The sequence below is a fragment of the Streptomyces sp. NPDC025638 genome, assembly GCF_055558775.1.
Genome location: NZ_JBVHLX010000008.1, coordinates 232,928 through 258,155, shown reverse-complemented (window position 1 = coordinate 258,155; position 25,228 = coordinate 232,928). Strand labels below are relative to the sequence as shown.

Annotated in this window: 17 protein-coding genes; 7 read left to right on the top strand and 10 right to left on the bottom strand. The window is 71.1% G+C overall.

What is annotated here, in order from left to right:
- Positions 1 to 5: 5 nt before the first annotated feature.
- Entirely contained in the window at positions 6 to 1,004 is a 999-nt protein-coding gene (gene corA / locus ACZ4EG_RS22355; RefSeq protein WP_453549815.1) for a magnesium/cobalt transporter CorA, read from the bottom strand.
- Between the two features lie 62 nt (positions 1,005 to 1,066).
- Between corA and ACZ4EG_RS22350 the strand changes: the two genes are divergently transcribed.
- The 4 genes from ACZ4EG_RS22350 (at position 1,067) to mshC (ending at position 4,598) form a co-directional block, all read left to right on the top strand.
- On the top strand, positions 1,067 to 1,753 hold the full coding sequence (locus ACZ4EG_RS22350) for a histidine phosphatase family protein (RefSeq protein WP_467791801.1): 687 nt from the start codon (positions 1,067 to 1,069) through the stop codon (positions 1,751 to 1,753).
- Positions 1,754 to 1,870: 117 nt separating this feature from the next.
- Entirely contained in the window at positions 1,871 to 2,461 is a 591-nt protein-coding gene (locus ACZ4EG_RS22345) for a DUF3090 domain-containing protein (RefSeq protein WP_263206914.1), read from the top strand.
- Positions 2,425 to 3,243, top strand: coding sequence for an SCO1664 family protein (locus tag ACZ4EG_RS22340; protein ID WP_467791800.1), 819 nt, complete (start codon positions 2,425 to 2,427; stop codon positions 3,241 to 3,243). The genes ACZ4EG_RS22345 and ACZ4EG_RS22340 overlap by 37 nt, the downstream gene beginning before the upstream one ends.
- A 125-nt stretch (positions 3,244 to 3,368) precedes the next feature.
- Entirely contained in the window at positions 3,369 to 4,598 is a 1,230-nt protein-coding gene (gene mshC, locus ACZ4EG_RS22335; RefSeq protein WP_453549806.1) for a cysteine--1-D-myo-inosityl 2-amino-2-deoxy-alpha-D-glucopyranoside ligase, read from the top strand.
- Positions 4,599 to 4,680: 82 nt separating this feature from the next.
- Here the strand turns inward: mshC and ACZ4EG_RS22330 are convergent, their stop codons facing one another.
- From ACZ4EG_RS22330 to ACZ4EG_RS22290, 9 genes are all read right to left on the bottom strand, one after another.
- Entirely contained in the window at positions 4,681 to 5,160 is a 480-nt protein-coding gene (locus ACZ4EG_RS22330) for a hypothetical protein (RefSeq protein ID WP_467791799.1), read from the bottom strand.
- A 44-nt stretch (positions 5,161 to 5,204) separates the two neighbouring features.
- Positions 5,205 to 6,917, bottom strand: coding sequence for a S8 family peptidase (locus tag ACZ4EG_RS22325; RefSeq protein ID WP_467791798.1), 1,713 nt, complete (start codon positions 6,915 to 6,917; stop codon positions 5,205 to 5,207).
- A 230-nt stretch (positions 6,918 to 7,147) separates the two neighbouring features.
- Entirely contained in the window at positions 7,148 to 8,131 is a 984-nt protein-coding gene (locus ACZ4EG_RS22320; RefSeq protein WP_363296672.1) for a PAC2 family protein, read from the bottom strand.
- 188 nt (positions 8,132 to 8,319) lie between these two features.
- Positions 8,320 to 8,991, bottom strand: coding sequence for a FadR/GntR family transcriptional regulator (locus ACZ4EG_RS22315; protein ID WP_390710992.1), 672 nt, complete (start codon positions 8,989 to 8,991; stop codon positions 8,320 to 8,322).
- Between the two features lie 83 nt (positions 8,992 to 9,074).
- A complete protein-coding gene (locus ACZ4EG_RS22310; protein WP_467791797.1) occupies positions 9,075 to 12,053 on the bottom strand; it encodes an NACHT domain-containing protein in 2,979 nt (992 codons plus the stop codon).
- A gap of 352 nt (positions 12,054 to 12,405) precedes the next feature.
- Positions 12,406 to 14,022, bottom strand: a complete 1,617-nt coding sequence (locus tag ACZ4EG_RS22305; RefSeq protein WP_453549796.1) for a glycerol-3-phosphate dehydrogenase/oxidase — start codon at positions 14,020 to 14,022, stop codon at positions 12,406 to 12,408.
- Positions 14,023 to 14,069: 47 nt separating this feature from the next.
- Positions 14,070 to 15,608, bottom strand: coding sequence for a glycerol kinase GlpK (glpK, locus tag ACZ4EG_RS22300; protein ID WP_453549794.1), 1,539 nt, complete (start codon positions 15,606 to 15,608; stop codon positions 14,070 to 14,072).
- A gap of 90 nt (positions 15,609 to 15,698) precedes the next feature.
- Complete coding sequence (locus tag ACZ4EG_RS22295; RefSeq protein ID WP_390710988.1) at positions 15,699 to 16,493, bottom strand: MIP/aquaporin family protein; 795 nt, start codon at positions 16,491 to 16,493, stop codon at positions 15,699 to 15,701.
- A 364-nt stretch (positions 16,494 to 16,857) separates the two neighbouring features.
- Entirely contained in the window at positions 16,858 to 17,622 is a 765-nt protein-coding gene (locus ACZ4EG_RS22290) for an IclR family transcriptional regulator (RefSeq protein WP_390710987.1), read from the bottom strand.
- A gap of 283 nt (positions 17,623 to 17,905) precedes the next feature.
- Between ACZ4EG_RS22290 and metH the strand changes: the two genes are divergently transcribed.
- From metH to ACZ4EG_RS22275, 3 genes are all read left to right on the top strand, one after another.
- Positions 17,906 to 21,421, top strand: a complete 3,516-nt coding sequence (metH, locus tag ACZ4EG_RS22285) for a methionine synthase (RefSeq protein ID WP_467791796.1) — start codon at positions 17,906 to 17,908, stop codon at positions 21,419 to 21,421.
- Positions 21,422 to 22,474: 1,053 nt separating this feature from the next.
- Positions 22,475 to 23,176 (top strand): HAD family hydrolase, encoded by a 702-nt coding sequence (locus tag ACZ4EG_RS22280; RefSeq protein ID WP_467791795.1) that lies wholly within the window; start codon positions 22,475 to 22,477, stop codon positions 23,174 to 23,176.
- Between the two features lie 420 nt (positions 23,177 to 23,596).
- A complete protein-coding gene (locus ACZ4EG_RS22275; protein ID WP_467791794.1) occupies positions 23,597 to 25,201 on the top strand; it encodes an ABC transporter substrate-binding protein in 1,605 nt (534 codons plus the stop codon).
- Positions 25,202 to 25,228: the final 27 nt, after the last annotated feature.

Below are 25,228 nucleotides of genomic sequence, written 5' to 3'. Positions count from 1 at the left end.
CCGCGTCACAGCCAGCCGCGCCGCTTGAACAGGCGGTACAGCACGACCTCCAGCGCGATCACCGCCACGATCACCGCCGGATACGACCACAGCCAGTGCAGCTCGGGCATGTGGTCGAAGTTCATGCCGTAGATCCCCGCGATCATCGTGGGGATCGCGGCCATCGCCGCCCACGCCGAGATCTTCCGCATGTCGTCGTTCTGTCGGACGCTCATCTGCGCCAGATACGCCGACAGGACGTCCGACACCAGCCGGTCCAGACCCTCCACCGACTCGTTCACCCGGGTGAGGTGGTCATTGACGTCCCGGAAGAACGGGCGCGCCTTCTCGTGCACGAACGGCACCGCCGTGCCGGAGGCGCCCACGCCCGCGAGCCTGCCCATCGCCACCGCGAGCGGCACCGTCGCCCGGCGGAACTCCAGGACCTGCCGCTTGAAGGCGTAGATCCGCGACGCCGTGTGCCGCGAGCCGCCGAACGACGGCGAGAACACCTCGGCCTCCAACTCCTCCAGATCGGTGCCCAGTTCGGTGGCCACCTCCAGATAGTGGTCCACGATCGCGTCGGCGATCGAGTACAGCACCCCAGTCGTACCGTGCCGCAGCATCTCGTGCTGCTCCTCCAGATGCCGCCGGATCGTCCCGAGAGGCGAGCCCTCGCCGTGGCGCACGGTCACCACGAACGAGTCGCCGAGGAAGAGCATCAGCTCGCCGGAGGTCACCCGGTCGCTCTTCGGCTCGTACGTCACCGGCTTCAGCACCACGAACAGCGAGTCGTCGTACACCTCCAGCTTGGGCCGCTGGTGTGCCTTCAGGGCGTCCTCCACGGCCAGCGGATGGAGCCCGAACTCCTCGGTGACCAGGTCGAACTCGTTCTCCGTCGGCTCGTACAGGCCGATCCAGAGGAAGCTGTCACCCCGGGCACGCGCCTCGGCGAGGGCGTCGGAGAAGTCGTCGGGACCCTCCATCCGGTGCCCGTCGCGGTAGATGGCGCAGTCGACGATCACGGAGCGTATTCTCCCTTCGTCCGCCCGTCTGCGCACCCCGGTGTGCGCCTACGCTGGGCCGCATGCCCACCCTGATCCTCGTAAGGCACGGACGGTCCACCGCCAACACCGCGGGCGTGCTCGCCGGCTGGACGCCGGGTGTCGCCCTCGACGAGCGCGGGGCCGCCCAGGCCGCGGCGCTGCCCGGGCGGCTGGCCGAACTGCCGGTAGCCGAGGTCGTCACCAGCCCGCTGCAGCGCTGCCAGGAGACGATCCAGCCCCTCCTCGACGCCCGGCCGGGACTGCGCGCGCACACCGACGAGCGGATCGGGGAGTGCCACTACGGCGACTGGTCCGGCCGCAAGCTCGCCGAGCTCAAGGACGAGCCGCTGATGCAGGTGGTGCAGGCCCACCCGTCGGCGGCCGCGTTCCCCGGCGGGGAGTCCATGCGGGCGATGCAGACCCGCGCCGCCGAGGCCGTACGCGAGTGGAACGCGCGCGTGGAGCACGAGCACGGCGCCGACGCCGTGTACCTCATGTGCTCGCACGGCGACATCATCAAGTCCCTCGTCGCGGACGCCCTCGGCCTTCATCTCGACCTGTTCCAGCGGATCTCCGTCGAACCGTGTTCCATCACGGCGATCCGCTACACCCGCCTCAGGCCCTTTCTCGTTCGTCTCGGCGACACCGGGGATTTCGCCTCCCTTGCCCCACGCGAGGAACCCCCGGGAGAAGACGCACCGGTCGGGGGTGGTGCGGGCGCACCGTGATCGTCGGCCGCAGTAGGGTGAAGCGATCCACCCATCCGCGTGCACGCACGAACCTCCACGCAACCCCGATCACCGCACTCTCGTTTCACGCACTCTCGATTCCAATGGAGACAGGACGTGTCCCGTCAGGTATTCCTCTACGACCCGCCGGACCGCTTCGTGGCCGGCACGGTCGGACTGCCCGGGCGCCGTACGTTCTTCCTCCAGGCCACCGCCGGCCCCCGGGTGACCAGCGTGGTCCTGGAGAAGACCCAGGTCGCCGCGCTCGCCGAGCGCATGGACGAGCTGCTCGACGAGGTCGTACGCCGTAGTGGCGGCAACGCCGCCGTCCCCGCCGTGGCGCCCACCGAGGTCGCGGACGCGGCTCCGCTGGACGCCCCCATCGAGGAGGAGTTCCGCGTCGGCACCATGGCCCTGGCCTGGGACGGCGAGGAGCAGCGCATGATCGTCGAGGCCCAGGCGCTCGTCGAGCTGGACGCCGACACCGACGAGGACCTCGCGGAGGCCGAGGAGCGGCTGCTCCAGGACGAGGAGAACGGGCCCCCGATGCTGCGGGTCCGGCTCACCGGCGCGCAGGCCAGGGCCTTCGCCAAGCGCGCCCTCGACGTCGTCAACGCCGGGCGGCCGCCGTGCCCGCTGTGCAGCCTCCCGCTCGATCCGGAAGGACACGTATGCCCGCGCCAGAACGGATACCGCCGCGGAGCGTGACCGCCGCCGAACTGCTCACCCACGGTGAGCTGAAGGTGCGCGGCCGCATCCGCGAGGCGTCCAACGCGGCGCTGTTCTGCACGGTCGCGATCGACGGGCAGGAAGCTTCCTGCGTGTACAAGCCGATCACCGGGGAACGCCCGCTGTGGGACTTCCCCGACGGCACCCTGGCCGAGCGCGAGGTGGCCGCCTACGAGGTCTCCGAGGCCACCGGCTGGGGGCTCGTGCCGGCCACCGTGCTGCGCGCCGGGCCGTACGGCGAGGGCATGTGCCAGCTGTGGATCGACGCGGCCCCCGAGGCCGAACTGCTCGCCCTGGTGGACCGCGAGGAGCCGGGACCGGGCTGGAAGGCGATCGGCTTCGCCGAGGTGGATGAGGGCCGCACCGCGCTGCTGGTGCACGCCGACGACGAGCGGCTGCGCCGGCTCGCCGTCCTCGACGCGGTGATCAACAACGCCGACCGCAAGGGCGGCCATCTGCTGCCCACCGCCGACGGACAGCTGTACGGCATCGACCACGGGGTCACCTTCAACGCCGAGAACAAGCTGCGCACCCTGCTGTGGGGCTGGGCGGGGGAGCCGCTCACCCCCGAGGCGGTCGGCGTCCTGAAGGGCATCGAGGAGGCCCTGGGCGACGGCGGCGCGCTCGGTGTGCGGCTGGCCGGGCTGATCACCGGCGCGGAGCTGGCGGCCACGCGCGCGCGTGTCGGGGCGCTGCTCACGTCCGGGAAGCACCCCGAGCCGAGCGGGGAGTGGCCGGCGATTCCCTGGCCGCCGGTGTAGTACCGGGAAGGCACACCGGCAGCACCGGGAAGGCACACCGGGCGCCGGATCGCAAGATCGCCTTTCCGGCCGTCCGGCCCGGTCCGGTTCGTATACCGAACTTCTGGCCGGTTAGGCTCATGTACATGCATGCCTGGCCCGCTTCCGAGGTCCCCGCCCTGCCTGGTCAGGGCCGCGACCTGAGGATCCACGACACCGCGACCGGCGGCCTCGTCACCCTCGACCCCGGTCCCGTCGCCCGTATCTACGTCTGCGGCATCACCCCGTACGACGCGACCCACCTGGGTCACGCGGCGACCTACAACGCGTTCGACCTGGTTCAGCGCGTGTGGCTCGACACCAAGCGGCAGGTTCACTACGTCCAGAACGTGACGGACGTCGACGATCCGCTGCTGGAGCGCGCGGAGCGGGACGGCCTCGACTGGGTCGCCCTCGCCGAGAAGGAGACGGCCCTGTTCCGCGAGGACATGACCGCCCTGCGGATGCTCCCGCCGCGGCACTACATAGGCGCCGTCGAGGCGATACCCGGCATCGTCCCGCTCGTGGAGCGGCTGCGCGACCTCGGCGCCGCCTATGAGCTCGACGGCGACATCTACTTCTCCGTCGAGTCCGACCCGCACTTCGGCGAGGTCTCGAACCTCGACGCCGCGGCCATGCGGCTGCTGTCCGCCGAGCGCGGCGGCGACCCGGACCGTCCGGGCAAGAAGAACCCGCTCGACCCGATGCTGTGGATGGCCGCCCGCGAGGGCGAGCCCAGCTGGGACGGCGGCTCGCTCGGCCGGGGCCGCCCCGGCTGGCACATCGAGTGCGTCGCCATCGCCCTGGACCACCTCGGCATGGGCTTCGACGTCCAGGGCGGCGGCTCCGACCTGGCCTTCCCGCACCACGAGATGGGCGCCTCGCACGCCCAGGTGCTGACCGGCGAGTTCCCCATGGCCAAGGCGTACGTCCACGCCGGCATGGTCGCCCTGCACGGCGAGAAGATGTCCAAGTCCAAGGGCAACCTCGTCTTCGTCTCGCGGCTGCGCCGCGACGGCGTCGCCCCCGCCGCCATCCGGCTCGCCCTCCTCGCCCACCACTACCGGGCCGACTGGGAGTGGACCGACCAGGTCCTGGCCGACGCGGTGGCCCGGCTCGGCCGCTGGCGCGCCGCGGTCTCCCGGCCCGACGGCCCGCCCGCCGAGGCCCTCGTCGAGGAGATCCGCGAGGCACTCGCGAACGACCTGGACGCGCCCGCCGCGCTGGCCGCCGTGGACCGGTGGGTGGCGCTGCAGGACGAGCGGGGCGGCACGGACACCGGGGCCCCCGGCGTCGTGTCGCGTGCCGTGGATGCCCTGCTGGGCGTGGCGCTCTGACAAACATGCCGGAAGGGGCGCTTCCTCCCGCGGAGGAAGCGCCCCTTCGTCTATGCGTGGGTCAGAGCCGGCCGGGCACGGATCAGAGCTTCTGCACCCGCACGCTGCGCAGGATCGCCGGTGACGTGCTGTCCCAGACGCCGATCACCTGGTGGCCGCGGGCGAACGCCTCCTGGATCTCCCGGTGGGCCTGCTGGGTCGGGTTGTTGAGGACCCGGAAGCCGTCCTGGAAGCGCAGGAAGATCTGCTGCGGCTGACCGGGCAGCGGCTGCACGATGTCGATGAAACCGTTGGCGATGCCGGCCTGCAGCACCTGTGCCGAGACCTGCTGGATCGCGGCCTGCGTCACCTGCTGGAGCTGCTGCTGCATCTGCTGCTCGCCGGGCACCTGCGGCTGCCCGAGCTGATGCATCAGCTGCTGGTACGGCTGCTGCTGCCCGAGCTGCTGGAGTTGCTCCAGCGAACTGCCCAGCCCGTACGTGCCCATGCCGTACGGCTGCTGCTGGGGCGAGGTGGTCGGGAACTGCTGTCCCGTTGGGCTCATCTGCGGGGTGGTGCTCATGAGGTGTCACCTTCCCTTGATGGACTCTTGCTCGATGATGAACGTCAGCCCGTCACGACCAGGCCGACGATCTCGTCGTCCGCGAACCACACGCGGACATCGGGCCGTCCCCCCGCGAAGGCGGTGTGCACCGCCTGGCGGATCTCGGGAGACGGACGATTCAGGTTCCGCCAGGAGCCGGCCACGAACAGCCGGAGCCTGGGCGGGAGTTCACGGGGGTACGGCAGCAGCTCGTCCCAGTACCGCTCTGCCAGGCCGGAGGCGACCGCCTGCGGCAGCAGATGCGTGACCGCCGCCCTGACGTCGGGCCGGGCGCCGATCCGCTGGGAGGCGGGCCGGCCCGGTGCGTCCTGCTGCGGGGAACCGGTGGCCCGCAGCACCTCGCGGGCCCGCTCCGGGGACATCGGAGGCTGGGCGGCCGCCTTGAGCATGCCCTGCAGCGCGGCCAGCGCGCCCGCCACCACCGGGGTGGCCGAGGATGTCCCGGAGAACGTGTCCGTGTACCAGGCGATCTCCTCGGGCCCGCCCTGGAGGTCGCCGGGCCGGTCCCAGAAGCCGCCGGTGGTCGTGACCTCGTGCCCCCAGCCCTGGGCGTCCACCCGGGCACCGTAGTTGGAGAACGCCAGCCGTGAGCGGTCCGGCCCGTGGTCGCGGCCGTGGGTGCCGGGAGGCGGGGCACCCGCGCCGACCAGGACGGCGCCGGAGGACGGGTTGGCCGAGTTGAACGGGTTGCGCCACCAGGACGGGAAGCCGTCGGGACGCCGCTCGTACACCGCGTCGTCGAGGGACTCGCCGCCGTTCCCGGCGGCCGCCACGACCACGACGCCCCGGGAGGCGGCGTACCGTACGGCCGCGTAGTCGTCCGGCCACCACTCCAGCGGGATGTAACCACGCTGGTCGTCGCGGTCCGCGTACTCGAACCGCGGCCCCGGGCGGTGCAGTTCGACCAGCAGGAGGTCACCGGGGCCGAGACGGTCGGCGGCCGCGTGGATCGCCGCGGCCGTGCCGCCGCCCTGGAACGACGCGGCCGCGGTCACCGCGTCCGGCACGATCCCGGTGACGCCGTATTCGGTGCGGTCCCCGCCGAGCACCCCGAGCACGGCGGTTCCGTGGTTGCGCCAGGCGGGGTCGGTCAGCGGGGTGCCGACGACCACTCCGGCCAGCTTGGCGGCCAGGTCCTCGTGCCCCAGCTGCCAGGCTCCCTCGACATCGATCACGGTCACCCCCTGGCCGGCGCCACCGGGCCGCTGCCAGGCCCAGTGCGCGTCGACCCCCTCCGGCGCCGGCCGCAGATACCCCTGACGGCCGCTGAAGTCAGGGGTGACCGGGGCGCCTTCCTTCAGCCGCCGGTCGTCGTCCGAGACGGTGGCCGGTACGGCGCCCGGCTTGACGTACGCCGTGTCGATACCCGGCAGCGCGGCCATCCGGGCCCGGAGCTCCTGCGCCCGGCTCTCCCCGCCGCGCACCCGGTAGAACAGCGTGAGGTCGGGCACGCCCTCGCCGCCGGACTGCCGCACCCGCTCCTCACTGCCGAACAGCGGCTCCAGGGCCAGCTGTTCGTCGCCGAGGAACATGGCCAGGGCCGACAGATCGGCACCCGCCGCCGAGCGGACCCCGTCGGCCCCGGCGCGCAGCCGGGCCTCGGGACGCGCGACGACGATCAGTTCCTCTTCGGCTCCCCGATAGGTGAACCCCGCTCCGTCGGGCCCCGGCCCGGACGTCCCCGGGCCCTGCGCCGGCACTGTCTGATCGGTCATCGGTACCGCTCCCTTCGGTCCGTGCGGGCCGCCACGAAGAGACAACAAAGCACTCCCGCGGCGAGTCGTCCAGACGGGTTTCGGCAACTCGGTTTGGAAAGAAGTTGAATTGGGTAACGGGTGCAATCCGACCTGAAACAGCTTTGACACCACCATCCGACCGGGTACTGCGGAGGCGCCGTCGGCGCGGACGGCGAAGGGGCGGTACGCGTGTTGCGTACCGCCCCTGTTCAGTCCTCCGAGGTGTCCTCGTCGTCGGTCCCGGAGGTGTCGGGTTTTGGTGGCTTCGGGGGCCGGGTGCGGCCTCCCGGGTTGTCCCGCAGGTACGACGTGCTGTCGGTGCCGTCCGCCGTGGCATGGCCGCCCGGCGGGCTGACGTCCCGTCTCCGCAGATAGCGCTCGAATTCGCGGGCGATCGCCTCGCCCGACGCCTCCGGCAGCTCGGCGGTGTCGCGGGCCTCCTCCAGCGTCTGGACGTACTCGGCGACCTCGCTGTCCTCGGCGGCCAGCTGGTCCACGCCCACCTGCCAGGCCCGTGCGTCCTCGGGCAGCTCGCCCAGCGGAATGCGCAGGTCGAGCAGGTCCTCCAGCCGGTTGAGCAGGGCCATCGTGGCCTTCGGGTTGGGCGGCTGCGACACATAGTGCGGGACGGCCGCCCACAGCGACACCGCCGGGACACCCGCGTGCGTGCAGGCTTCCTGGAGGACGCCGACGATGCCCGTGGGGCCCTCGTACTTGGTCTCCTCCAGGTCCATGCGCTGGGCCAGGTCCGGGTCGGACGTGACCCCGCTGACCGGGACCGGACGGGTGTGCGGGGTGTCACCGAGCAGGGCGCCCAGGACGACCACCAGCTCCACGCCCAGCTCGTGCGCGAAGCCGAGCAGTTCGTTGCAGAACGAGCGCCAGCGCATGGACGGTTCGATGCCGCGGACCAGCACCAGGTCGCGCGGCTTCTCGCCGCCGACCCGGACCACCGACAACCTTGTCGTCGGCCAGGTGATCTTGCGGACACCCGCATCCATCCACACCGTGGGGCGGTTCACCTGGAAGTCGTAGTAGTCCTCGGCGTCCAGCGCCGCGAACACCTCGCCCTTCCACTCGCGCTCCAGATGCGCGACCGCGGTGGAGGCGGCGTCGCCGGCATCGTTCCAGCCCTCGAACGCGGCCACCATGACTGGGTCGATCAGCTCGGGAACTCCCTCCAGCTCGATCACCCAGCGCCTCCTTCCGACGTGCCCTCGCGTACGTCCCAACCTTACGGCGTCCGGCGGGGGCGCTCGCAGCCCCCTTGCACGGGGGAGTGAACGGATCACTGCCCCGTTCGCCACGCTCGAACACCCCGCGGCGAACGGCAGCCCCACCGGTTTTCCACAGGGATTCACGCCGGTTCCCCACAGGGGCTTCACAGCGAGCTGCGCAGCCACTGCTCCACGCTCGCGATGTGCACGGTCGCCCATGAGCGCGCCGCCTCCGCGTCCCGGTCGCGCAGCGCGGCCAGGATCGCCCGGTGCTCGCGCAGCGTGCGCCCGACCGCGTCCTCCTGGGTCAGCCCGCGCCAGATCCGGGCCCGGGTGGTGGGCCCGGACAGACCGTCGAGCAGCGAGCACAGCACCGAGTTGCCGGCGCTCTGCACGATCCCCCGGTGGAACTCCAGGTCGCAGGCGACCAGCTCCTCCACCGAGGGCGCCGCGCCGAGCGCGTCCAACTGCAAGGAGAGCGCGTCCAGTTGCTGCTCGCTGATCCGGGAGGCCGCCATCGCGGTCGCGGCCGGCTCCAGGATGCGGCGCACGGCGAGGAACTCCAGCACCGTGTCGTCGCGGTGGAAGTCGACGACGAAGCTCATCGCCTCCAGCAGCAACTGCGGGTCCAGGCTGGTGACGTACGTCCCGTCGCCCTGCCGCACATCCAGGATCCGGATCAGCGACAGGGCACGTACGGCCTCCCGCAGGGAATTGCGCGACAGCCCGAGCTCGGCGGCGAGTTCACTCTCCTTGGGCAGCCGGTCGCCGGGGCGCAGCGCACCGGAGACGATCATGTCCTTGATCTTCTCGATCGCCTCATCGGTGACTGCCATGGCGGGCCTCCCTGTCGCTCAGACATCCGATGACTCAGCACATTATGGGGGCACCGCACAGGCCCCCTCCGACGACGGCCGGCCTAGCCCGGCCCATCGCGCACCTCGCGCGGCCGGGCCACCTCGGCCACGGGGGAACGGGGGCCGTCGTCTCCCCTCCCGGCGCCCGCCAGATGCGACAGCAGCCGCAGATGCCGGAACTCGAAGCACGCCCCCGACTGCCGCAGCACCCCGCGCCGATGCGCGTCCTCCAGGAACGTCATCAGCCGCCACGGCATCCGGCCCGTCACCGCGAGCCAGACACGGGCGACGGTGAAGCGCCCCCAGGCGCTCAGCGCGAGCGCCGCCGCACCCATCGGCAGCCACAGCTGGGTGCCGATGTGCACCAGACCGCCCCAGTCGCCGGGCAGCGCCACCACCGGCACACAGACGAGGGCGACCAGCAGCGCGACCACGCCCCCGCGCGTGAAGGACGCGGTCCGGTCCGTGCGCAGCGAGGAGCCCGGGCCCGACGCGCGCATGATGTCCGACGGCACGCTCAGGGCACGGTAGACACCGCACACACACCCGCCCACCACCCCGATGAGCACCCCACCGGCCATGAACGGCGGCAGACAGCGCGCCACAACGCCCTCGGCCGGGCCCCGGGTCAGCCAGGCTCGGGCCGCCTCCGGCAGCACGGAACGCAGGTTCGCCGCGTATGCCACGGTCGTCGCCCGCCGCCCCGGTGGCGCGCCGGCGGTCGAGGCGAGCCGTACGACCACGGCGCCGTCCCGTGACTCGAACACCGTGCGCCGGGAGGTGAAGGCGACGCACCTGCGGCCGCGCAGCAGCGGCAGCGCGCAGTCGGGCGGCCGCGAGCCCTCCGGGTAGGCGACCGGTTGTGCCCCGCCGCCGGGGAGCAGCAGCGTGCCCCGCACCGGCCGCACGGTGACCGCCGTCCTCAGCCCGTCCCGCTCCGCCAGCCGCCAGCCGTCGATCCGCCGGCCGGACAGATCGGCCCCGGCACCCGACTTGAGCACGGTCACTCCGACGGCGGCGAGACCCGCGACCGTGCACGCGGTGACCCCGATCAGCAGCGCGGCGGCGGTGCCCCGGACCACGCCTGCCGCGAAGCGCCGGGCGATCCGGCCCGCGCGGGCCGGATGCGGGGCGTCCTGTACGGCCCGACGGGTACCGCTCACCAGCAGCGCGGCCCCCGCCCCCGCAGCGGTGGTGCCGACCAGCACGGTCCAGGGGCTGCCCGACCGCCCGAGCAGCACCGCGCCCGCCGTCCCGACTCCGCCGAGCAACAGGGCGGCCCCGCAGATCCGGGCCACCGCGCGCCCCGTGGCGCCACTCCAGGGCAGGCCGAGCGGCACCGGCCGCCGTGGCAGCCCCGCGATGCCGAAGAACAGGGTGAACAGCAGCGAGAACAGAGATCCGCCGAGCAGTTCGGGCACCCAGCCGTCGGTCACCGCGCCGAACCGGAAGCCGAAGCGCAGGTCGTCGGCGCAGGCGTAGCCCGCCCACAGCAGCGCGCTCACCGCCGCGGTGAGCAGGGTCTGCCGGGCGAGGAACCGCCGGTCCGGCCGGCCCCCGTGCGACGGCAGCAGACACGCCGCCCCGAAGGCGAACCCCAGGGTCTGGCCGACCAGCGTGGCGCCCACCGACACGACGTCCCGCACGTCTGCCAGGTCGCTCGTCGCACGCGCCACCGAGACCGGCAGCAGCAGCGCGGACATCACGGCCATCGCCAGCAGCCCGGGCGCGTACACCCGCAGGGCCCGCGGCAGTATCGACTCCAGCTCCCACCACGCCAGCCGCCCCGTGCCACGCCCGTGCAGCGCGCGGGCCAGCAGGGTGAGCCGGCGCACGGCGTCGCCGGCCGCCCGAGGCCCCATGTCCGCGAACGCGGCGGGCACGAAGGCGCCGAGCAGATGCTCCTCGACCGCGTCGACCGTGGGGAAGCGCTCCCTGTCCAGCAGCTCCGACGGGTCGCGGGAGGTGTCCCCGTAGACCGCGCGGGCCAGGGCCACCATCAGGGGAGTGGCGAGCGCCTGCGCCAGTGGGGCCCGGGGCCGGCGTGCGAGTTCGCTCAGCACCGGCGTCCACACGGTGCGGGGCTCCCCGTCCGCCGGATGCAGGGGCCGTGCCGTGCGCTCCAGATGGGCCCCGGCCTGCGCGAGGTCGAGGGGCAGGAGCTCGATCACCTCGGCGGCGGTGAGCACGTCGCCCTCGGCCACCGCCGTCGCCCAGGCCGCGCCGCGGCTGGTGAGCAGCAGCGGCAGGTCGTCGTCGAGTTCGGCGTTGATGCGGCGTACGGCCTCCCCGCAGGCGGGCCGGGCCAGTTCGTCGAAGCCGTCGAGGACCGGCAGGACGAGCCCCGCGTCGAGGAGGGCGCGGGCGAGGGTGTGCCGGCCGTCGGCCGGAGCGGCCAGCGGCCGGTAGTCGGTGGCGAGCCGGTCCGCGAGCCAGTCGCGCAGGCCGGTTTGCCGGGGGTCCCAGCCCGCCAGCGGAAAGATCACCGGCACGGGTCCGCCGGATCGCCGTGCGGCCAGCCTGTCGAGGACGAACCGCATCGCCAGCACGGTCTTGCCGGAGCCCGGTCCGCCCAGCACCACCAGGCGCCGGCCGGGCAGCGTCGCGAACGGTCCGCCGGCGTCCTCGGTGCGGCGGTCACGGGGCGCGGGCAGGGGCCGGACCCGCCGGATGTTCACCGCGTGGTCGGCCAGCCGCCGGTCCGCCGGTGCCCAGCCCACGTCGAGCGGCACGGGGTCCTGGAGTCTGCGCAGCCGGGCCTCCGCCGCCCACTGGTCGCGTACGGCCTCGGCCAGCGCGTCGGCCGCCCGTCTGCGGTCCGCGTCGGCCGACCGCGGGGGCGGGTCGGCGTCGCCGCGCAGGATGTCGGCGACGAGCGCCGCGACCGACACGAACGCGCCGATCGCCGAGATCAGGACGCCCGCGGTGGCGGCGTTTCGCCACCAGAACCGCAGGACGCCCGCCAGCGCCGCGAGCGCGGCCCCGCACACGGCGATCCCCAGGCGCCGCCGCATCCGGGCACTGAGCCATCCGGCTTGCATATGACCGCTCCCCGCGGCCGGACTCCGGTGCCGTACCGCTGTGTCGGAGTCATCCGTTCTAGTGGCCGAACCGGTGACCAACCGCCGGTTCGAAACACGTGTGAGGGAGCGTGCGGATGCATTCGGGGAGCGTGTGGATGTGCGATCCGGCGTCGCGGCACGGGCCGTCGGCATGGGCCGTCGGCATGCGCCGTCGGTTCACGAAGCGGCAGACGGGCGCACACAAGAGAGACAAGAGAGAGGGGCGGCTCCATCGGCGTGGAGCCGCCCCTCTCGTGTCCCGGCCCCGGTGCGGAGGGGGCCGGTCCGACGGTGCCGACCCGGTCAGGGGGAGTCGGCCGGCACCGAGCGCCTACTTCTTGTCGAGCAGGTCCTGGACCTTGGCGCGGACCTCGTCCGTGGCCAGGCCGCGGATCGTCAGCGTCGTACGGCGGCGCAGCACGTCGTCCGGCGTCTCGGCCCACTCGTGGTCACGGGCGTAGACGACCTGCGCCCAGATCTCCGGCGCGTCCGGGTGGACGCGCTCGCCCAGCTCCGGGTTCTCGTTGGCGATGCGGGCGATGTCGAAGGCCAGCGAACCGTAGTGCGTGGCCAGGTGCTTGGCGGTGTCGGCGGCCATGCGCGGGCCGGGCGCCGGGTTGTCCACCAGGAGGCGGTGGGCGACGGCACGCGGGTTGGCGACACCGGGCAGCGGCAGCTTCTTCGGCAGCGAGGAGATCGGTTCGAAGTCCTCGCCCAGCGGGTGACCCGGCAGCTCTTCCAGCTTCTGCATCACCGTGCGGCCGATGTGCCGGAAGGTGGTCCACTTGCCGCCCGCGACGGACAGCATGCCGCCCTTGCCCTCGGTCACCACGGTCTCGCGCTTGGCCTTGGCGGTGTCGCCGGGGCCGCCCGGCAGCACGCGCAGACCCGCGAAGGCGTAGGTGATGAGGGACCGGTCGAGCTGCTGGTCGCGGACGGAGAAGGCCGCCTCGTCGAGTATCTGGGCTATGTCCTTCTCGTTGACCGCGACATCGGCCGGGTCGCCCTCGAACTCCTCGTCGGTCGTGCCCAGCAGGAGCATGTCCTCCCAGGGGAGCGCGAAGGTGATGCGGTACTTGTCGATGGGGGTCGCCAGCGCGGCCTTCCACGGCGAGGTCCGCTTCAGGACCAGATGTGCGCCCTTCGAGAGGCGGATGGACGGCGCGGCATTCGGGTCCTCCATACGGCGCAGGTGGTCGACCCAGGGGCCGGTCGCGTTCAGCACCAGGCGGGCGTTGACGCCGAACTCCTCGCCGGAGACCCGGTCCCTGAGGTCGGCGCCGGTGACCCGGCCCTGGGTGAAGCGCAGGCCGGTGACCTCGGCGTGGTTCAGGACGACCGCGCCCGCCTCGACGGCCGCGCGGACCGTCATCAGCGCCATGCGCGAGTCGTTCATCTGGTCGTCGCCGTAGACGGCGACGGCCTTGAGGTTCTCGGTGCGCAGCTCCGGTACGTCCTGCGCGGCCTTCGCGGGGCTGAGCAGGTGACCGACACCGTCACCGAAGGCGGAGAGCGCGGAGTAGGCGAAGACGCCCGCTCCGAGCTTCGCGGCGCCGTGCGGCCCGCCCTTGTACACGGGAAGGTAGAAGGTGAGCGGGTTCGCCAGGTGGGGGGCCACCTGGCGGGAGACCGCACGGCGCTCGAAGTGGTTCTCCGCCACCAGCTTCACCGCGCCGGTCTGCAGGTAGCGCAGACCGCCGTGGAGGAGCTTGGAGGAGGCGGAGGAGGTGGCGCCGGCGAAGTCGCCGGCGTCGACCAGAGCCACCCTGAGGCCGGACTGCGCGGCGTGCCAGGCGGTGGAGATGCCAAGGATGCCGCCGCCGATCACGAGGAGGTCGTACGACGCCTTGGAGAGCTGCTCCCTGGTTTCGGCTCGGCTCGGGTGGGAGCCGGAGGCCGGGTGCGTCCCCAGGGCAGGCACGGACTGCAGGGTGGACTGACTGGTCATGTCGGGTTCTTACTCCTAGTCAGAGTTGGCTGGGCGGTCCGAGCCGCTCAGTCCTCGTCCTCGATCCAGCCCATGGTCCGCTCGACGGCCTTGAGCCAGTTCTTGTACTCACGGTCGCGGGTCTCCGCGTCCATGTTGGGGGTCCATTCGGCGGCCCGGCGCCAGTTGGCGCGCAGTTCGTCGGTGCTGGACCAGAAGCCGACGGCGAGGCCGGCGGCGTAGGCGGCGCCGAGGCAGGTGGTCTCGGCGACCATCGGGCGCACCACGGGTGCGTCCAGGACGTCGGCGAGGGTCTGCATCAGCAGGTTGTTGGAGGTCATACCGCCGTCGACCTTGAGGGCCACCAGCTCGTCGCCGGAGTCCTTGACCATGGCGTCGGCGATCTCGCGGGTCTGCCAGGCGGTGGCCTCCAGGACCGCGCGGGCGAGGTGCGCCTTGGTGACGTACCGGGTCAGGCCGGCGATCACACCGCGGGCGTCGGAGCGCCAGTGCGGGGCGAACAGGCCGGAGAAGGCCGGTACGAAGTAGGCGCCGCCGTTGTCCTCGACCGAGAGCGCGAGCGTCTCGATCTCGGCCGCGGTGGAGATCAGGCCCATCTGGTCGCGCATCCACTGCACCAGGGAGCCGGTGACGGCGATCGAGCCCTCCAGCGCGTACACCGTCGGCTGGTCGCCGATCTTGTAGCCGACCGTGGTCAGCAGGCCCGCGTAGGAGTTGATGATCTTGTCACCGGTGTTCATCACCATGAAGGTGCCGGTGCCGTAGGTGGACTTGGTCTCGCCCTCGGAGAAGCAGGTCTGGCCGAACAGGGCCGCCTGCTGGTCGCCGAGCGCGGAGGCGACCGGGATGCCGCCGAGCAGGTCGCCCAGCTTGCCGCCGGTGACCTCGCCGTAGACCTCCGCGGAGGAGCGGATCTCGGGCAGGATCTGCAGCGGTACGCCGATCGACTCGGCGATCTTCTCGTCCCACTGCATGGTGTGCAGGTTCATGAGAAGGGTGCGCGAGGCGTTGGTGACGTCGGTGACGTGGTGGCCCCCGTTGACACCACCGGTCAGGTTCCAGATGACCCAGGTGTCCATGGTGCCGAAGAGGATGTCCCCCGTCTCGGCGCGCTCCCGCAGGCCCTCGACGTTGTCGAGCAGCCAGCGGGCCTTGGGCCCGGAGAAGTACGAGGCCAGCGGGAGGCCGGTCTCGCGGCGGAAGCGGTCCTGGCCGACGTTGCGGCCCAGCTCCCGGCAGAGCCCGTCGGTGCGGGTGTCCTGCCAGACGAGGGCGTTGTGGACGGGCTCACCGGTGTTCTTGTCCCACAGCACGGTGGTCTCGCGCTGGTTGGTGATGCCGATGGCCTTGATGTCGTCACGGGTGATGCCGGCCTTCTGGATGGCCCCGGCGACGACTTCCTGGACGTTGGTCCAGATTTCGTTGGCGTTGTGCTCGACCCAGCCCGGCTTCGGGAAGATCTGCTCGTGCTCCTTCTGGTCGACGGAGACGATGCGGCCGTCCCGGTCGAAGACGATGCAGCGGCTGGAGGTCGTGCCCTGGTCGATGGCCGCGATGAAAGGGCCGGCCGTGTGGGCGTCGGTCACTGTGTGCTCCTGGGAGTTCCGTGGTTACGAGGGCTGTACGTACGACGCGTGCTGTGTAGCTCGGTGCTCGAAGACGAAGCTCGGTGCTCTTTAAGCAAATGCGACGTTGTAGATGCCCGCAGCGATCGCGGCGCCGATCAGGGGACCGACCACCGGGACCCAGGCGTAGCCCCAGTCGGAGCCGCCCTTGTTGGGCAGGGGCAGGAGGGCGTGCACGATACGCGGACCGAGGTCACGGGCCGGGTTGATCGCGTATCCGGTCGGGCCGCCGAGGGACAGACCGATGCCGACGACCACGAACGCGGTGATCAGGGCGCCCAGGGTGCCCAGGCCGTTGCCCTTGTCGTTGAGGCCCTGTGTGAGGACCGCGAGGACGAGGACGATCGTTCCGATGATCTCCGTGGCGAGGTTCTGCACCGCGTGCCGGATCTCCGGACCGGTGGAGAAGACACCCAGGACCGGGCCGGCGCCCTTCTCCTGGGCTTCGACGGCCTTGGCCGTCGTGGCCTGCGCACCCGGACCGCCGACGATCTCCTTGTCGGTGAGGTGTGCGCGGAACTGACCGTAGTAGGCCACCCAGACCAGGGTCGCGCCGATCATGGCGCCCAGCAGCTGGCCGCCCCAGTAGGTGGGGAGGTTGCTGTAGTCGTGGTCCTTGATCGCGAGTGCGAGGGTCACGGCCGGGTTGAGGTGGGCACCGGAGAGCGGTGCCGAGGTGTAGACCGCCGTCAGGACCGCGAAACCCCACCCGAAGGTGATGGCGAGCCAACCGGCGTTACGGGCCTTGGAGGCCTTCAGGGTCACGGCGGCGCACACGCCACCGCCGAGCAGGATGAGTATGGCGGTACCGATGGTCTCGCCGATGAAGATGTCGGAGCTGGACACCCGCGACTCCTTTGTCCTTCGTCCAGGGAAGCCGAACCCCGGGTCCCTCCGGGGGTTCTGGCGCCCTCGGGGGTGAGAGCGAAACCGGTCCTTGGCGTTGTCACACTCTAGCGCGTATTGCCGGTAGGTGTTCGACAATGCCGACCGATGGACGGGAGTCTTGCCCCGGCGTTACAGGCGCGTCAAGAGTTCTGTTATCGAAAACCTGATCGTTATTGATCGCGGCGAGTTATCGATCTTCGAGCACCGAACGATGGCGTTCGTCCGTTATGTCCATTTCAGGGTATGGCGACAGCCGGAACGCCGCTCAGCGTTCCGGTCTCGTCCTTTTCCGGCTCTTTCCGGCTCTTTCGTTGTGCGGTGCTCAGAACCGTCCGGCGCCCAGGTCCCGCGACACCGCGCGGGCACAGTCCCGTACCGCCGCGATCAGTTCGGGGCGCAGCTCCCCGTCCCGGCATAGCCGTTCCACGGCGCCCGTGATGCCGACCGCGCCCACGGGCATACGCCGGCGGTCGTGCACGGGCGCGGCCACCGAGGCCACGCCCTCCCAGGTCTCCTCCACGTCGGCGGCGTAGCCACGCGCGCGTGTGATGTCCAGGATGTGCTCGAAGTCCTCCAGCTCGCACACGGTGCGGTCGGTGAAGGGCTTGCGGTCGGCCTCCAGCGCCTCGCTGTGCGCGACCGGGTCGTACGCCGACAGCACCTTGCCCAGGGCCGTGGAGTGCAGCGGCTGCATGGCCCCTATCTCCAGGACCTGCCTGCTGTCGTCGGGCCGGAAGACGTGGTGGACGATCAGCACGCCCTGCTGGTGCAGCACGCCCAGATAGACGCTCTCCCCGCTGGAGCGGGCCAGGTCGTCCGTCCATACCAGGGCGCGCGCCCGCAGTTCGTGGATGTCCAGATAGGTCGTGCCCAGCCGCAGCAGCTCGGCGCCCAGCTGATACCGCCCGGAGGCGTCGTCCTGTTCGACGAAACCCTCCTGTTGGAGGGTGCGCAGGATGCCATGGGCGGTGCCCTTGGCGAGGCCAAGGGATGAGGCGATGTCCGACAGGCCGAGCCGTCGCTCGCCGCCCGCGAGCAGCCGCAGCATCGCGGCCGCCCGTTCGAGCGACTGGATGTTCCGTGCCATCGCCGTACTGCCTCCGTCCCCGTCGACCGCCGTCGCGCGGTGTCGTTTTACCGTCGTTCGACAATGCCGAACATTACCGGTCCATGCCGACCTCCCGCTAATGGTCGGTCGGCACCTGTTACATCACATGTGGCCTGGGCGTGGCTCGGCCGCCACACCCGTCCGCCTCGTGGACGCCCTGCCCATCCAAGCCCACTGCCGGTTACTCTGGCGCCGTGCGTCCTGCCCAGCCCGTCCGGGAAGCCGCATAGCCGACAGCCGTCGCATCCCAGGGAGCTCCTTCATGGCCTCGTTGCCACCGTCCCCTTCCGCCGACAGCCGGACCCGTGCGTCCGCGCTCCGAGAAGCACTCGCCACCCGAGTGGTGGTCGCCGACGGAGCCATGGGCACCATGCTCCAGGCGCAGGAACCCACCCTCGAGGACTTCGAGAATCTTGAGGGCTGCAACGAGATTCTCAACCTCACCCGCCCCGACATCGTCCGCTCCGTCCACGAGGCGTACTTCTCCGTGGGCGTCGACTGCGTCGAGACCAACACCTTCGGGGCCAACCACTCCGCGCTCGGCGAGTACGACATCGCCGACCGCGTCTACGAGCTGTCCGAGGCGGGCGCCCGGATCGCCCGGGAGACCGCCGACGAGTTCGGTGCCCGCGACGGCCGCCAGCGCTGGGTGCTCGGCTCGATCGGACCCGGCACGAAGCTGCCGACCCTCGGACACATCGGCTACGGCACGCTGCGCGACGGCTTCCAGGCCAACGCCGAGGGACTGCTCGCCGGCGGCGCGGACGCCCTGATCGTGGAGACCACCCAGGACCTCCTCCAGACGAAGTCCTCGATCCTGGGCGCCCGGCGCGCAATGGAGGCGACCGGCACCGAGGTGCCGCTGCTGGTCTCGATGGCGTTCGAGACGACCGGCACCATGCTGCTCGGCTCGGAGATCGGCGCCGCGCTGACCGCGCTGGAGCCTCTCGGCATCGACATGATCGGCCTGAACTGCTCGACCGGCCCGGCCGAGATGAGCGAGCACCTGCGCTATCTGGCCCGCCACTCCCGCACCCCGCTGCTGTGCATGCCCAACGCCGGCCTGCCGATCCTCACCAAGGACGGCGCGCACTTCCCGCTCGACCCGAAGGGCCTGGCCGACGCGCAGGAGACCTTCGTACGCGACTACGGCCTGAACCTCATCGGCGGCTGCTGCGGCACCACGCCCGAGCACCTGCGTCAGCTGGTGGAGCGGACCCGGGGGGCCACGCCCGTCGAGCGCCACCCGCAGCCCGAGCCCGGCGCCGCCTCCCTCTACCAGACCGTCCCGTTCCGCCAGGACACCGCCTACCTCGCGATCGGCGAGCGGACCAACGCCAACGGCTCCAAGAAGTTCCGCGAAGCCATGCTCGCCGCCCGCTGGGACGACTGCGTCGAGATGGCCCGCGAGCAGATCCGCGAGGGCGCGCACATGCTCGACCTGTGCGTGGACTACGTCGGCCGCGACGGCGTCGCCGACATGGAGGAACTGGCCGGCCGCTTCGCCACCGCCTCCACCCTGCCGATCGTCCTCGACTCCACCGAGGTCGACGTCATCGAGGCGGGCCTGGAGAAGCTCGGCGGACGCGCGGTCATCAACTCCGTCAACTACGAGGACGGCGACGGCCCCGAGTCCCGCTTCGCCAAGGTCACCCGGCTCGCCCAGGAGCACGGCGCCGCCCTGATCGCGCTCACCATCGACGAGGAGGGCCAGGCCCGCACCCCCGAGAAGAAGGTCGAGATCGCCGAACGGCTCATCGACGACCTGACCGGGAACTGGGGCATCCGTGAGGAGGACATCCTCATCGACACCCTGACCTTCACCATCTGCACCGGTCAGGAGGAGTCGCGCAGGGACGGCATCGCCACCATCGAGGCGATCCGCGAGCTCAAGCGCCGCCACCCGGACGTCCAGACCACCCTCGGCCTGTCCAACATCTCCTTCGGCCTCAACCCGGCCGCACGCATCCTGCTCAACTCCGTCTTCCTCGACGAGTGCGTCAAGGCGGGCCTCGACTCGGCGATCGTGCACGCCTCCAAGATCCTGCCCATCGCCCGCTTCGACGAGGAGCAGGTGCGGACGGCCCTCGACCTGATCCACGACCGCCGCACCGAGGGCTACGACCCCCTCCAGAAGCTGATGGCCCTGTTCGAGGGCGCCACGGCGAAGTCTCTGAAGGCGGGCAAGGCCGAGGAACTGGCCGCCCTGCCGCTGGAGGAGCGCCTCAAGCGCCGCATCATCGACGGCGAGCGCAACGGTCTGGAGACCGACCTCGACGAGGCGCTGCGGACGCGGCCCGCGCTGGACATCGTCAACGACACCCTCCTGGACGGCATGAAGGTCGTCGGCGAGCTGTTCGGCTCCGGCCAGATGCAGCTGCCGTTCGTGCTCCAGTCCGCCGAGGTCATGAAGGCCGCCGTCGCCCATCTCGAACCGCACATGGAGAAGTCGGACGCGGAGGGCAAGGGCACCATCGTGCTCGCCACCGTGCGCGGCGACGTGCACGACATCGGCAAGAACCTCGTCGACATCATCCTGTCCAACAACGGCTACAACGTCGTCAACCTCGGCATCAAGCAGCCGGTCTCCGCGATCCTGGACGCGGCCGACGAGCACCGCGCCGATGTCATCGGCATGTCCGGACTCCTGGTCAAGTCCACGGTGATCATGAAGGAGAACCTGGAGGAGCTCAACCAGCGGGGCCTGGCCACCGACTACCCCGTCATCCTCGGCGGAGCGGCCCTGACCCGCGCCTACGTCGAGCAGGACCTGCACGAGCTGTACGAGGGCGAGGTCCGCTACGCCCGCGACGCGTTCGAGGGGCTGCGCCTCATGGACGCCCTCATCGGCGTCAAGCGCGGTGTGCCCGGGGCGAAGCTGCCGGAGCTCAAGCAGCGCCGGGTGCGCGCCGCGGCCGCGGTCGAGATCGAGGACCGCCCGGAGGAGGGGCACGTCCGCTCGGACGTCGCCACCGACAACCCGGTGCCGACGCCGCCGTTCTGGGGCACCCGGATCGTCAAGGGCATCCCGCTCAAGGAGTACGCGAGCTGGCTCGACGAGGGCGCGCTGTTCAAGGGCCAGTGGGGTCTGAAGCAGGCCCGCACCGGTGAGGGACCGAGCTACGAGGAGCTCGTGGAGACCGAGGGCCGCCCCCGGCTGCGCGGCCTGCTGGACCGCCTCCAGACGGAGAACCTCCTGGAAGCAGCCGTGGTCTACGGCTACTTCCCCTGCGTCTCCAAGGACGACGACCTCATCATCCTCGACGAGCAGGGCAACGAACGCACCCGCTTCACGTTCCCGCGCCAACGCCGCGGCCGCCGCCTCTGCCTGGCCGACTTCTTCCGCCCGGAGGAGTCGGGGGAGACGGACGTCGTCGGACTGCAGGTCGTCACCGTCGGCTCCAGGATCGGCGAGCGGACCGCCAAGCTGTTCGCGTCGGACTCCTACCGCGAGTACCTCGAACTCCACGGCCTGTCCGTGCAGTTGGCCGAGGCACTCGCCGAGTACTGGCACGCCCGCGTCCGCTCCGAACTGGGCTTCGCCGGGGACGACCCGGCCGACATGGAGGACATGTTCGCCCTCAAGTACCGGGGCGCCCGCTTCTCCCTCGGCTACGGCGCCTGCCCCGACCTGGAGGACCGCGCCAAGATCGCCGACCTGCTCCAGCCGGAGCGCATCGGCGTCCATCTGTCCGAGGAGTTCCAGCTGCACCCCGAACAGTCCACGGACGCGATCGTGATCCACCACCCGGAGGCCAAGTACTTCAACGCTCGCTGAGCCCTCCGGGGGTTCACGGGAGGACGTCCGGGCCGCCCGGGTGTTTCACCGGCCGGGAGACGAGGACGCCCACACCTCCCAGCGCCGCTCCGGCCGTGGTGTCACGTCGCCGGGCAGGCGCGGCCGGGTCGTCAGTGCCTCGGGGCACTCACCGGGGCACGGCGAGGCGCCTGCCCGCGGGGGAGCCCAAGGCAGCAGTACGCCCCGACGCGCACCGCGAAGCATCGCCGGGCGGGCGCGGGTGTTTCACCGGCCGGGGGACGAGGACGCCGACACCGCCCAGCGCCGCTCCGGCCGTGGTGTCACGTCGCCGGGCAGGCGCGGCCGGGTCGTCAGTGCCTCGGGGCACCCACCGGGGCACGGCGAGGCGCCTGCCCGTGGGGGAGCCCAAGCCATCAGTACGCCCCGACGCGCCGCCCCCTCAGGCTGGGACGTCACGCCCCGGACGCGATCGCGCTCCGCACCGCGAAACCGGGGCCGATCGGCGAGCAGCCACCGGCGCCCCCCGCAGCCGACGGCCCGTCGGGCCCCACCCGGGTGTGCGAGCCACAAGGCTTGGCACCGTGGTGGCTGCCATGGGAGCCCCCAGCGAGCCATGCTCGGCGGTGCCCCGGCGGGCATGTGCTCGTGGGTGGTCGCCCTGCCGGGCGTGCCTGCCGGCAGGCCGGTGTGTTCCGCGAACAGAGACCCGTGGGCATGCCTCAGGCGTCCTGGGTGGAGCCCTGGCGGGCGTGTTGCCGGAAGTCCGGTGTGTCCCGCCGAAGGGCCCTCGCACGTCCTGGGCCGTGCCCCGGCGGGCGTGTGCTCGTGGGTGGTCGCCCTGCCGGGCGTGCCTGCCGGCAGGCCGGTGTCAGGTCGGCGTACCCGGTCGAAAAGACCCCCGTGGGTATACCTGAAGCCTCCCGGGCGTCCAGGGGGTGTTTCTGGGGATTCCCCCGTGCCCTAGCGATAAACCAGGCGTTTCACCTGCGGGAGTCGTACACTGGTCGATCCACCGCAGGCCGGTTCCCCGCTGGGAACCGGCCTGATCGTCCCTCAAGGAGGTGCGCCCGGATGACCAGCACGGTCCCCGCGCTCGGAACCCGTACGGCGGAAGGCTCAGCCCTCCAGGCCGTACTCCTCGACATGGACGGAACCCTGGTGGACACCGAGGGCTTCTGGTGGGACGTGGAGGTCGAGATCTTCGCGCGCCTCGGCCACGCCCTCGACGACTCCTGGCGCCATGTGGTGGTCGGCGGCCCCATGACCCGCAGCGCGGGCTTCCTGATCGAGGCCACCGGCGCCGACATCACCCTCGCCGAGCTGAGCGTGCTGCTCAACGAGGGCTTCGAGGACCGTATCGACCGCGCCCTGCCACTGATGCCGGGCGCCGCCAGACTGCTCGCCGAGCTGTACGAGCACGAGGTCCCCACGGCTCTGGTCTCCGCCTCGCACCGGCGCATCATCGACCGCGTACTGACCTCCCTCGGTGCCCAGCACTTCGCCCTGTCCATCGCCGGCGACGAGGTGTCGCGCACCAAGCCGTACCCGGACCCGTACCTTCTCGCCGCCTCCGGACTGGGTGTCGATCCGGCCAGATGTGCCGTCGTCGAGGACACCGCGACCGGCGTCGCGGCGGCGGAGGCCGCCGGCTGTCAGGTCGTCGCGGTGCCGTCCGTGGCCCCCATCGCCCCCGCCGCCCGCCGCACCGTGGTGACCTCTCTCGAAGAGGTCGACCTGGCATTTCTGCACGGTCTGATGACGCAAATGCGCTAGCCGTTCACCCAGCGTGCAAAGTCCATTGGGCAAAAAGACGCCGTCCCCGCCCCAGCGAAATTCGAACCGAGTCGTTTGGCCGAATTCGGCCAGCACCTCACCTGGTTGAAGATGTGACGTTCGCCACGCCCCTAGGGGTCGACATCGATGTCGAGGTGTGCAGGGCACCCCCGTTCGGGGGGAATCGCCGTGTCTTTGTGTCCCGATTGGTGGAACGCTGCACTAATCATGCCTCTGTCGGGTTTTCGGTGTGTCCGCACCCGGTTCCACTGCGTGATGGGGACTCAACTCCGGCGGCTGTGAACCCGCGTGCGGGCGCGGACTAATCTCATCGCGAGAACATCGCCGTTACCCCCGTGATCCGCCGCGACACCCCTGCATGCCGGGTACACGGACCCGAAGAGCTGGAGAACTTCGAGCATGAACCGTAAGCATTTGGTGCTGCCGGCCCTGGCCGGCCTGCTCACGCCGGTTCTCGCCGCGTGCGGCGGATCCGACAGCGGGAGCAAGAGCGGCGACGCGATCGTCGTCGGCACCACGGATCGGTTCACCGCCACCAAGGACGCTCCGGCGCCGCTCGACCCCGCCTACGCGTACGACGTCGGCACCTGGAACATTCTGCGCCAGACCGTGCAGACTCTGATGATCCAGCCCAAGGGCGAGGGCGACCCGGTGCCCGAGGCCGCAGAGAGCTGCGGCTTCACCGACAGCGGCAACGAACGCTACGCCTGCAAGCTCCGCGACGGCCTGAAGTTCGCCAACGGCGACGCCATCACGGCCGAGGACGTCAAGTACTCCATCGAGCGTGCCCTGCGCATCAAGGCGGACAGTGGTGTGTTCGCCCTGATGTCCGACATCGACACCATCGAGACGCAGGGCGACCGCGAGGTGATCTTCCACCTCAAGACCGCCGACGCCACCTTCCCCTACAAGCTGTCCACTCCGGTCGCGGGCATCGTCAACCCCGCGGACTACGACAAGGGCAAGCTGCGCGACGGGTTCGACATCGACGGCTCGGGCCCGTACACCCTGCAGGCCGACGTCAAGAACGACGAGATCGTCACCGCCACCTTCGCCAAGAACCCCAACTACAAGGGGAGCCTGAAGGTGAGCAACGACAAGGTCGTGATGCGCTCCTTCACGGATGCCGCCGCCATGGGCGCCGCCATCGACAAGGGCGACATCGACGTCATGATCCGCACGATGACGCCGTCGCAGATCAAGAAGCTCGACGCCGGCACCGACGCGAATGTCGACCTGGTCGACATGCCGGGCCTGGAGATCCGCTACCTGGCCTTCAACACCAACGCGCCCACCGTGAAGAACAAGGCCGTCCGCGAGGCGATGGCCCAGGTCATCAACCGCGGTGAGCTCGTCTCCAAGGTGTACGGCACCCAGGCCGAGCCGCTGTACTCGCTGGTCCCGGCCACCCTGACCGGCCACTCCAACTCGTTCTTCAACAAGTACGGCAACCCCAGCCTCACCAAGGCGAAGGCGCTGCTGACGCAGGCCGGCATCACCACCCCGGTGAAGCTGACCCTGCACTACACCACCGACCACTACGGTGCGGCCACCAAGCAGGAGTTCGAGATCCTGCAGAAGCAGCTCAACGACAGCGGCCTGTTCGACGTCCGCATCCAGGGCACCCCGTGGGCGACGTTCCAGTCCGCATCGCGCAAGGGCGCGTACGACGTCTGGGGCATGGGTTGGTTCCCCGACTTCCCGGACGCCGACAACTACCTCGCGCCGTTCCTCGACAAGGACAACTTCCTCGGCTCGCCGTACGCCAACACCAAGATCCGCGGCACCCTGATCCCGGAGTCCCGCCGCGAGGCCGACCGGCTGACCGCCTCCAAGAGCCTCACGGACATCCAGGACCTCGTCGCCGCCGACGTTCCGGTGCTGCCGCTGTGGCAGGGCAAGCAGTACGTCGCCGCGCGCAGTGACATCTCGGGTACCTCCTACGCGCTCAACTCGTCCTCGACGCTTCAGCTGTGGGAGCTCAGCCGCGGAGCGGGCAGCTGACGATCCCTCACTTACCGCCCGGCGGAC